The organism is Bacillus sp. FJAT-29937, assembly GCF_001509555.1.
Classification (GTDB): Bacteria; Bacillota; Bacilli; order Bacillales; family Cytobacillaceae; genus Cytobacillus.
The window spans coordinates 1-6,713 of record NZ_LMAS01000011.1 but is presented as its reverse complement, the minus strand read 5'-3'; the positions used below and the strand labels follow the sequence as shown (position 1 = coordinate 6,713).

General features: G+C 37.7%; 7 protein-coding genes and 1 rRNA gene (1 of these 8 running past the window's edge). 3 read left to right on the top strand and 5 right to left on the bottom strand.

The features are described from left to right. Both AR328_RS18895 and AR328_RS18890 read right to left on the bottom strand, forming a co-directional pair. Window positions 1-292, bottom strand: a 16S ribosomal RNA gene (locus AR328_RS18895) (it extends 1,251 nt beyond the left edge of the window). A 253-nt stretch (window positions 293-545) separates the two neighbouring features. Continuing rightward, the gene (locus AR328_RS18890; RefSeq protein ID WP_066299910.1) at window positions 546-1,421 is read right to left on the bottom strand and encodes a nucleotidyltransferase-like protein; all 876 of its coding nucleotides are present in this window, start codon (window positions 1,419-1,421) and stop codon (window positions 546-548) included. Between the two features lie 226 nt (window positions 1,422-1,647). On the opposite strand from AR328_RS18890, the gene AR328_RS18885 reads away from it, so the two are divergent. Continuing rightward, entirely contained in the window at window positions 1,648-1,995 is a 348-nt protein-coding gene (locus AR328_RS18885; protein WP_066299905.1) for a YgzB family protein, read from the top strand. Between the two features lie 95 nt (window positions 1,996-2,090). On the opposite strand, the gene perR is transcribed toward AR328_RS18885, so the two are convergent. The 3 genes from perR to AR328_RS18870 form a co-directional block, all read right to left on the bottom strand. Beyond that, a complete protein-coding gene (perR, locus tag AR328_RS18880) occupies window positions 2,091-2,528 on the bottom strand; it encodes a peroxide-responsive transcriptional repressor PerR (RefSeq protein WP_066299902.1) in 438 nt (145 codons plus the stop codon). A 344-nt stretch (window positions 2,529-2,872) separates the two neighbouring features. After that, the gene (bcp, locus tag AR328_RS18875) at window positions 2,873-3,343 is read right to left on the bottom strand and encodes a thioredoxin-dependent thiol peroxidase (RefSeq protein ID WP_066299899.1); all 471 of its coding nucleotides are present in this window, start codon (window positions 3,341-3,343) and stop codon (window positions 2,873-2,875) included. A gap of 78 nt (window positions 3,344-3,421) precedes the next feature. Continuing rightward, window positions 3,422-3,832, bottom strand: a complete 411-nt coding sequence (locus AR328_RS18870) for an ion channel (RefSeq protein WP_066299897.1) — start codon at window positions 3,830-3,832, stop codon at window positions 3,422-3,424. Window positions 3,833-3,998: 166 nt separating this feature from the next. On the opposite strand from AR328_RS18870, the gene AR328_RS18865 reads away from it, so the two are divergent. Next, window positions 3,999-5,294 (top strand): glutamate-1-semialdehyde 2,1-aminomutase, encoded by a 1,296-nt coding sequence (locus AR328_RS18865; protein WP_066299896.1) that lies wholly within the window; start codon window positions 3,999-4,001, stop codon window positions 5,292-5,294. 252 nt (window positions 5,295-5,546) lie between these two features. Beyond that, window positions 5,547-6,617, top strand: coding sequence for an FUSC family protein (locus tag AR328_RS18860; protein ID WP_066299891.1), 1,071 nt, complete (start codon window positions 5,547-5,549; stop codon window positions 6,615-6,617). The last annotated feature ends 96 nt before the right edge of the window (window positions 6,618-6,713 follow it).

Genomic DNA, 6,713 nt, shown 5'->3' with positions numbered 1-6,713 from the left:
CGCATCGTTGCCTTGGTGAGCCGTTACCTCACCAACTAGCTAATGCGCCGCGGGCCCATCTGTAAGTGATAGCCGGAGCCATCTTTCAGCTTTCCTACATGAGTAGAAAAGAATTATCCGGTATTAGCTCCGGTTTCCCGAAGTTATCCCAGTCTTACAGGCAGGTTGCCCACGTGTTACTCACCCGTCCGCCGCTAATCTTCGGGAGCAAGCTCCTTCAGATTCGCTCGACTTGCATGTATTAGGCACGCCGCCAGCGTTCGTCCTGAGCCAGGATCAAACTCTCCAATAAAGTTGAGTTGATTAGCTCATAAATGTCTTTTTGATAAAAAGACTAAAACGTTGACGTTTTTGTTCGTTCAGTTTTCAAAGAACTACCTCGTCGCTCAGAAGCGACTTTTCTAATATAACATGTGTTGAAGTTGATGTCAATACCTTTTTAAAACATTCATCCGCCAGCTGCCCTTCGTTTCATTCAACAAATCGCAGCGACGGATATTAATATATCAAGTATTTAATAAAAGGTCAATAACTTTTTTGTTTTTTCACAATAACTTTTTGCTAAGTTTATAATAACGATGAAAGACACCTTTCCCCTTTGTTTCTATCGTTACGACTTCAATCATATTTCTATCGATTAAATATTCTATCAGTATTCCTAAATCCACTGAATAGTGCTGTGATTCTTTATGGTTTATCATTTCATTTATGGACCAGAATTCTTTTTCTGATAGAACATCCACTAAATGACTGATTCCGCTTTTCGTTTTGGAATGGATTAAAAACTCACTTGCTAAGAAAAGAAGCTCTAACCTTTTATCTAAAGGCTCATGGCTGTTTACTAGTTCTTCATAAAGTTTTAATATTTCTGGTTCAATTTGTTTAATTTGCTGCCATACTGTTACTTCAGGGTGAAAGCCTTGCTCAATTAAGGCAAGTCGAGCGAGATGATGGAGAGAATGAACGATATGATTATACGCATCTAAATAATGTCCATTCTCAAAAAAAACCTTTCCGTCCATATACCGACGAATTAGTTTTGCAAATTCTATTCCCATTTTCAATTTACGGCCATTGAACGGGAAATCTCTTAGTTCTGTATTAATCTTATGAAAATATTCATTACGTTCGAAAATTACTTTCCCGTTATATAACCATTCAAAAATCTTCTTATTTGAACCAAGTAAGATCCATTCATGCAGCTGCTCATCCGTAATCATATATAAAGCTGCCTTCTGATCGTTATAAGTATAATGCTTAACATATACGGGCGATTCGGCTTCCTTCACTAATATGAGCAAAATAACATCAAAGGTGTTTGTTGCGGCTATATTCTTCTGTTGTTTCTTTATCAATAACACTCCGAGAGTATTTGCTTGACTAGCTCGTTCTTGATAAATGGGGCGGAGAATATCTTCCATTACTATTCCTCCATATTCTTTATTAGCTTCTATTATCATTGTGCGATCCATCTTTTTAGCTTGGATTTAATATATCTTCGACAATTTTTTTAAATAATCCTTCTTAAAAAAGAAAAGCGGCACACATTTTCTTATTTCGATTCGATTCTAGAAATCTTATTTCTCTCCTATACTACTTATTATCTTTCATTTGATATGTTATAGTATTTCCGTAGGAGGGACTTAAATGGCTAAATATTCAAGTAAAATCAATAAAATTCGAACATTTGCCCTTGCTTTAATATTTGTCGGTTTTTTAGTCATGTATCTTGGGATCTTTTTCAGAAACTCCCCTCTGCTCATGACCATCTTTATGCTATTTGGAACCGTCTTTATTATTGCAAGTACAGTAGTTTATTTTTGGATTGGGATGCTATCAACTAAGACAGTTCAGGTTGTCTGTCCCAATTGCGGCAAACATACAAAAATATTAGGCCGCGTTGATATGTGCATGTACTGCAATGAACCGTTAACACTAGATCGCAATCTAGAGGGCAAAGAATTCGATGAAAATTATAATAAAAAATCTCGGTGATAGCCGAGATTTTTATTTTTCCCCTTAATCAACTACTCAAACGAAAATGACCATAAAAATAAGCTGTCGGTACTTTGACCAGCAGCTAATGTTTATTAATGCGCCTCTTTAATTGAACAATCAGGGCAGGTTCCATAAATTTCCATACGATGATGGCTAATCTTAAAACCTGTAACATGGGATGCTAAATGCTCAACTTCATCTAGACCAGGATAATGGAAGTCAACGATTTTTCCGCATTTTTCACAAATCACATGGTAATGATGGGTTGTTACAAAGTCAAAACGACTTGATGCATCTCCATAAGTCAGTTCCTTAACAAGTCCAACCTCACGAAATACTCGTAAATTATTGTAAACTGTTGCCACACTCATATTCGGAAACTTTCCTTCTAAAGCCTTGTATATATCGTCTGCAGTAGGGTGTGACATGGAGTTTATTAAATATTCAAGTATCGCATGACGCTGTGGTGTTATGCGAACTCCAGTATCCTTTAAAGTTTCAAGCGCTTCCTTTAATTGAATTTGCGCCACCGGCCATGCACCTCTTTTCTAACAAGAATTATTACTTTATAATCTTTATAAATAGTTTACTCATTCATTACTACATTTGTCAACATTGCAAACTACAAAATGGATAGTTGAAGGCTTTTTATTAAATCTAATCCAATCGGAAGATTTTTTATCCCCTCCTTGTTTCGTTGATTCTTAATTTACTATATGACTAATAACTATATTTAAAAACATAAAAAGAAAAAAAGCGAATCCTTTAAGATCCGCTTCAAAATATATCTGAGGAGGTATGCCCTAATAAAATGATATTCAAAACATTGCCAGATGAGTGGACAAAAGCCTTGTTAGAAAAAAATAGGCTGTATTTATGAGAGATTTTCCTTAATATACTCAAGTGCTTCCTCTACATGCCCCTTAACCTTCACCTTTCTCCATTCTTTTACTAGCTTGCCAGCCTTATCGATGATAAAAGTAGAACGTTCAATTCCCATGTATTCCTTGCCAAAGTTTTTCTTTAGCTTCCATACGTCAAAAGCCTCTGCCGCATTATTTTCCTCGTCTGCCAGTAAGATAAAGGGCAAATCATATTTTTCAATAAATTTCTCATGGCGGGCAAGTGGATCAGGACTTACTCCAAGGATCACTGCATCCACATCAGCGAATTGGCTATGCTTGTCCCTGAAATCACATGCCTGTGTCGTACATCCAGGAGTCATATCCTTTGGATAGAAATACAAGACAATATTTTTTCCTCGAAAATCAGATAGTTTAATCGTTTCTCCATTACTTGCTTCAAGTGCAAAGTCGGGAGCTAATTCACCGATCGAAACAGCCATTGAAATTCCTCCTATATGCTTTTTCCATAAGCCTATCCAATTTTTCCAAGAAAAACAACAAAATCACCTTGACGGCCGCTACAATTTCTTCTCCATCTCAAATACCGCTCTAAACACAAAAGCAGCGGGTATCGTATAACCAATGAGCGCTTCAAGCACTGCAATCATTCTTCCGATCCCGATTGGGGCAATGTCTCCATAACCAACGGAAAATAAGGTTACAGCACTGAAATAAAAACCTGTTTCTAATTTATTCAGAAAATCACCATCTAAACCAACCGTTCCTTCCGTAAAAACAGTATAGCCATTTATATCAAGAAGAATATATATGAGACCGAACCCAATCATGACAGTTACATAAATAAAGGCCAAATAAATAAAGTTTTCAAAGCTTACCTTTTTTCCTTTAATGGTGTGTGGCAAAAATAAAGTTCTTACGCTCATGATCATACAGAAAACAATAAATACAAGGGATATATAAAAAACCATTTACACGCCCACTTTCCTCTTTGCCTCTCTTAAACTATACGCCTATCGTTAAATTCATATGACAGCTTGTATCCTTGGAAAAGTCGCAATTATGAAATGAAGCATTCTAGCCACAAAACATGATAAGATATGGTAAGTTAGCACTTATATCAAGGAGGAAGCACACATGCAATTTACAAATTCAGAACGCATACATAAAGAGGCACTTGAGCATATTGTCGGAGGTGTAAACAGTCCTTCCCGTTCATATAAAGCCGTAGGCGGCGGTGCCCCGGTCGTTATGGAGAGAGGACAAGGAGCCTACTTTTGGGATGTTGATGGGAATCAATATATTGATTATTTAGCCGCTTACGGACCCATTATTACAGGTCATGCTCATCCTCACATTACAGAAGCCATTAAGAAAGCTGCTGAAACAGGTGTACTATATGGAACACCTACTCCCCATGAAGTGAAGTTTGCTGCAATGCTCAAGGAAGCTATGCCAGCATTAGAAAAGGTTCGTTTCGTTAATTCTGGAACAGAAGCAGTTATGACAACCATTCGCGTAGCACGTGCTTATACAGGCAGAGACAAGATCATTAAATTTGCTGGATGCTATCATGGTCATTCTGATCTCGTTCTCGTTGCAGCAGGGTCAGGCCCAGCGACACTTGGAACGCCAGATTCAGCTGGTGTCCCAAAGAGTATTGCTCAAGAGGTAATTACGGTTCCATTCAATGATATCGAGCCATTTAAAGAAGCATTAGAAAAATGGGGCAATGAAGTGGCAGCCGTTCTTGTGGAGCCAATTGTCGGCAATTTTGGCATAGTTGAACCAATGCCAGGCTTCTTGGAACAAATTAATGAATTAACACATGCTGCAGGTGCACTTGTTATTTATGATGAGGTCATAACCGCTTTCCGATTTATGTACGGAGGTGCACAGGATTTATTAGGCGTTACTCCTGATTTAACTGCGATGGGAAAAATTATTGGCGGCGGCCTGCCAATTGGTGCATACGGCGGCAAGAAAGAAATCATGGAAAAAGTGGCTCCATTAGGTCCTGCCTATCAAGCGGGAACAATGGCAGGAAATCCGGCATCTATTTTATCAGGAATCGCATGTCTTGAGGTTTTACAGCAAAAGGGTGTATATGAGTATCTCGACAGACTTGGTTCGCAGCTTGAGGAAGGAATTGCTGCTGCGGCAAAGGAGTACAATATCCCGATTACGATCAATCGTTTGAAGGGTGCGCTTACAGTCTATTTTACAAATGAAAAAGTTGTTAACTACGACCAAGCAGAGAATACAGACGGAGAAATGTTTGCGAAATTCTTCAAGCTCATGTTAAAACAAGGAATCAACCTTGCGCCATCCAAGTATGAAGCATGGTTCCTTACAATCGCTCATACGGAGGAAGACATCGAAGCAACGATTCATGCAGTACAAAATGCCTTTCAAGCATTAGGGGAAGAATAAATATTAATCTCATTCATATGATTGAAGGAGCGATTTTTTCGCTCCTTTTTTCTAAATAAAAACAGGACAAACTATTGTAAAAAATTTACGAAAATGCCCATTGTACTTCTTCTTATATCCATGTATAGTACATTAATGTCATGGTCATGAAGGATTTGCTTGTTAACTTAACATTTAAATCGTTATGATTACCTTTATTAGTTTAAGTTTATAAACAGAAGGCATCTTCTGATAGAAAGGAAACAATTAAGTATGAAGCTTGGCGCCCGCATATTAAAAACGGGAATCGCAATTATTCTATCATTATTTTTATCTCAAGTGTTTCAGCTGCCTTCTCCAGTCTTTGCCGCCATTGCGGCGATTTTCGCCATTCAGCCTACGATTTACCGGTCCTTCTTATCTATTATTGAACAGGTTCAGGGAAATGCGATTGGGGCACTAACGGCAGTAGTGTTTGTTCTATTATTCGGCAATGATATGTTCATTATCGGGTTAGCAGCGATTGTTGTCATTACAATTAACTTGAAGCTCAAAATAGAAAATACAATTGGATTAGCTCTTGTAACGATGATTGTCATTATGGAAACACCTAGTGATGAATTTATCCAATTTGCTCTGGTTAGGTTTTCTACAGTTATGTTAGGGGTGTTTTCAGCTTTTATCGTTAATTTGCTATTCCTGCCTCCAAAGTACGAGAAAAAATTATACTACGGCATCTCAGATATTACAGAGGAAACAACCAAATGGATTCGGCTCACAATAAGACACGCCTCCGAGCATAAACTGCTCAAAAATGATATTGGGAAAATGAAGGCAAGTGTTAGAAGCCTTGACCATCTATATAGTATGTATAAGGAAGAGCGAAACTATTTCAAAAAGGACACGATTCCAAAATCACGAAGGCTCGTTATTTATCGTCAAATGATTTCTACTGTAAAAAGATCCCTGGATACTTTAAGGAAACTGCATCGTTTTGAAAATGATCTTCAAGAAATGCCTTTGGATTACCGAAACGCTATTCAGCAGCAGCTAGACTGTCTTATTCATCATCATGAACATATCATGTTAAAATTTATTGGAAAAGTACGGCCGAACGTAGTCTTTGAAGAGGGAGACATCTTCCTAAATCGGAAAGAGCTCTTCAACCTCTTCATTTCTCAAAAGAAGGAAGCTTCATTAGAGGATGAAGACATTCTCTCGCACAACATGCAAATCATCTCCACTATTATTGATTACAACGAGCAGGTCGAGCATCTTGATAAGTTGATTACTAGCTTCCAATCTTATCATAAGAAAGCGAATGAAATGTCGATTGAGAAATAAAAGAGGCTGGGACATAACTAGCTTCAAATAATGAGAAAGGTGAATTTGAGCGTACTCAAATTCACCTTTCTCTATTTTGGCGTGTATATTCTTCTA